Origin of the sequence: Mesorhizobium sp. M7A.F.Ca.US.014.04.1.1, assembly GCF_003998745.1 — a bacterium.
Lineage (GTDB): Bacteria > Pseudomonadota > Alphaproteobacteria > Rhizobiales > Rhizobiaceae > Mesorhizobium > Mesorhizobium ciceri.
In genome coordinates this window covers 1-2821 of the sequence record NZ_RZRW01000672.1, presented here as the reverse complement: position 1 = coordinate 2821, position 2821 = coordinate 1, and the positions used below count along the sequence as shown (strand labels likewise).

4 protein-coding genes are annotated in these 2821 nt (G+C 61.5%); 2 read left to right on the top strand and 2 right to left on the bottom strand.

The features are described 5' to 3' along the window. Positions 1 to 228: 228 nt before the first annotated feature. Positions 229 to 654 (bottom strand): DUF3775 domain-containing protein, encoded by a 426-nt coding sequence (locus tag EOA22_RS29735; protein WP_013530064.1) that lies wholly within the window; start codon positions 652 to 654, stop codon positions 229 to 231. Positions 655 to 797: 143 nt separating this feature from the next. Between EOA22_RS29735 and EOA22_RS29730 the strand changes: the two genes are divergently transcribed. After that, entirely contained in the window at positions 798 to 1337 is a 540-nt protein-coding gene (locus tag EOA22_RS29730; protein ID WP_063168815.1) for a tetratricopeptide repeat protein, read from the top strand. A 271-nt stretch (positions 1338 to 1608) separates the two neighbouring features. Then, complete coding sequence (greA, locus tag EOA22_RS29725) at positions 1609 to 2082, top strand: transcription elongation factor GreA (protein ID WP_013530066.1); 474 nt, start codon at positions 1609 to 1611, stop codon at positions 2080 to 2082. Between the two features lie 239 nt (positions 2083 to 2321). Here the strand turns inward: greA and EOA22_RS29720 are convergent. Further along, positions 2322 to 2821: glycosyltransferase family 9 protein (locus EOA22_RS29720; protein ID WP_281040795.1), on the bottom strand; the 500-nt coding region annotated here is incomplete at its 5' end.

The window sequence follows — 2821 nt, the reverse complement described above, 5'->3', positions numbered from 1 at the left end:
TTTCAGGGGCTGGTCGGCTCGTGGTGTCAGCGGCTGCTCGACCCGCGGCGTCGGGGGCTTATGATGCCGATGGCGATGTCTCGCCTCGACCGGCATCACCAGCAAGGCCGTGACGGCCACGGTCAACGCAATCCTGCATATTCGGGAAAAGACGATCGACCCCATCGCCCTCAACGGCGCCGACGCAAGGTGGTTGCCTTGGCCGCATCACGAACGGTAACCGCTCCGTTACGCACCGATCGCTTCCAGCCCTTCCTCCAGCCAGTCGGCGAGCAGCGGCATGCCAAGCAGGTATTTCGCGGTGCGCTTGTTGGCGCGTTCGCGCGCGGCGGCCAGCGCGTCCGCCCATTCGGTGGCGTCGTAGTCGCCGCGACCGACCCAGGCCAACGCGATCAGCTCGGCTGCTTCATCGACATTGAGGTCGTTGATCAGCTCGCGCAGCTCTTCTTCGGTCAGGTTCTCGGAGCTTTCCTCGGCAAGGCCGTCATGGTGATGGTTGACATGGGACTCGCCGTCGAGTTCGACCTCGTGCTCGGCGCCATCGGCATAGTCTTCATTGACGGCCGCACTCAGTGCCTTGGCCTTGAGGATGAACAGGCGCACCGTGTCGGGGCCGATCGAAAGCTCCCAGTCCTTTTCAAGCCGCCGCTGCAAGGGCCGTCTCCCTCAGGTCGTTTGCCGGATGATAGCGGATTCGCGGCATCCGTCACCTGATGTTCTCCCGCCCGCAATTTTCCGGGATGAAACGCAAGCCGACCGGCGTTAGTATTGCATTCTCACCCCTCCAGGAGGTTTCGATGCATAAAAGAGTGCTGATCCAGGCGGCGAGCGCATTGCTCGTTCTACAGTTCCTTGCCGTTCCGGTGTTCGCCGCGGGCAGCGGGGGCAGCGGCGGTGACGAAACCGTCACCCAGTGCAAGAAGGGCCAGGTCTGGGACAAGAAGAAGAAAAAGTGCGTCGCGCCCCAGGAAGGCATGCTCGACGACGACAGCATCTATGATGCAGGCCACGCGCTGGCGATGGCCGGGCGCTATGACGAGGCGATTGCCGTGCTCAGCCTCGCCGCCAACAAGCAGGATCCGCGCATCCTCAACTATCTCGGCTATTCGCACCGCCATTCCGGCCGCGTCACCGTCGGCCTCGGCTATTACGAGGAAGCGCTGCGCATCGATCCGAACTACACGCTGGTGCGCGAATATCTCGGCGAAGCGCATCTGCAGATCGGCGATCTGGCCGGCGCCCAGCAGCAGTTGATGGAAATCGAGAAGCGGACCGGCAAGGGTTCGCGTGAATATGGCATGCTGGCCGAGCAGATCGACCATTTCATGAGAAGCTGAAAAGATCCCAGGGCTCTTCCAAGCGGCCGCGAGCGATCGCGGCCGTTTTTTGTTGCCCCCGGTCTCATTCATCGCCCCGGACTGATGAAAACGGGGATGATTTTAGCAAAACCGATTTTTGGGCGTGAAAAACCCGCTGACATTGCTATATTCAGGGAAATTGCGGTGAAACGGTTCCGTAAGCTCGAGGCTGCCGGACCCGTTTTCTTTTTGTACCCATCGACAAGGCTTTCCCCGATACGCGGGGGTGGCAGCAGGAAAGGCAGGCATCATGAACAAGGTCCCGATGACAGGCGAGGGGTTCGCGTCATTGAAGGAAGAACTGCGCTGGCGCCAGCAGGAAGAGCGGCCGCGCATCATCGAGGCGATCTCCGAAGCGCGCTCGCATGGCGACCTGTCCGAAAATGCCGAATATCATGCCGCCAAAGAGGCGCAGAGCCTCAACGAGGGCCGCGTCAACGAGCTTGAAGATTATATTGCGCGCGCCGAGGTGATCGACGTCAGCAAGCTCAGCGGCGACAAGATCAAGTTCGGCGCCACCGTGGTGCTGGTCGACGAGGACACCGAGGAAAAGAAGACCTACCGGATCGTCGGCGACCAGGAGGCGGACGTGAAGTCCGGCCGCATCTCGATCTCCTCGCCGATCGCGCGTGCGCTCATCGGCAAGGAAGTCGGCGACGCCATCGAGGTCAACGCGCCTGGCGGCGCCAGGGGGTATGAGATCGTCCAGGTGCAGTTCATCTAGGACCTTTGATAATTCTACTCTGGCGGCCGACTACAGCGCCGCGCGTCCTCTCGGACGCGCAAAGGACGCTGTAGGATTTTCAGTTAGCGCATGATCCCTTTCCGAAAATCAATTACGATTTTCGGGGGCATGCGCGGGCGGTTTTCTGCGCTTCCGGTGCTCACGTACTTTAAGTACGCGCCGCTCCGGTTCTCGAAGAACCACGCTATTCGACTCGCCAGAGCGAATTCTGAAAGGTCCTATGCCGGCGCTTGTAGTTTAAGTGCCAATAGCTTTTCTGCTTCCGCCACTACCTGCACCGGCACAACACGCCCCCCATGCGAGGCCAGCAGTGTCGATGCGTAGCGTCCGCGCGGGCCGGTCAGACCCGGCTCTGTTGCCAGGAAAATTGCGACCGTCGGCAGGCCAAAGGCACTGGCAAGATGGGTCAGCCCGGTGTCGGCGCCGATAACCAGCGTCGAGCCGCCGATAGTCGCGGCGATTTCGGACAGCGGCGATTTCGGTACCACGATCGTTGACGGCACGGCGCCTGCGATTGCCTCGGCCACGGTTTTCTCACGCTCGTTCGACCAGGTCGTGACCGGCGTCATCCCCCGCTCAATCAGGAGGTGGGCGGTTCCGATCCAGTCTTCGGCCGGCCATTTCTTGTCTTCGCGGCTGGTTCCGTGCAGCAGGAAGGCGGTTTTTCCAGAAGTGCCCGCCAGGGTGCCGGCGGGCGGCACGATGCCGGAGTCCAGCG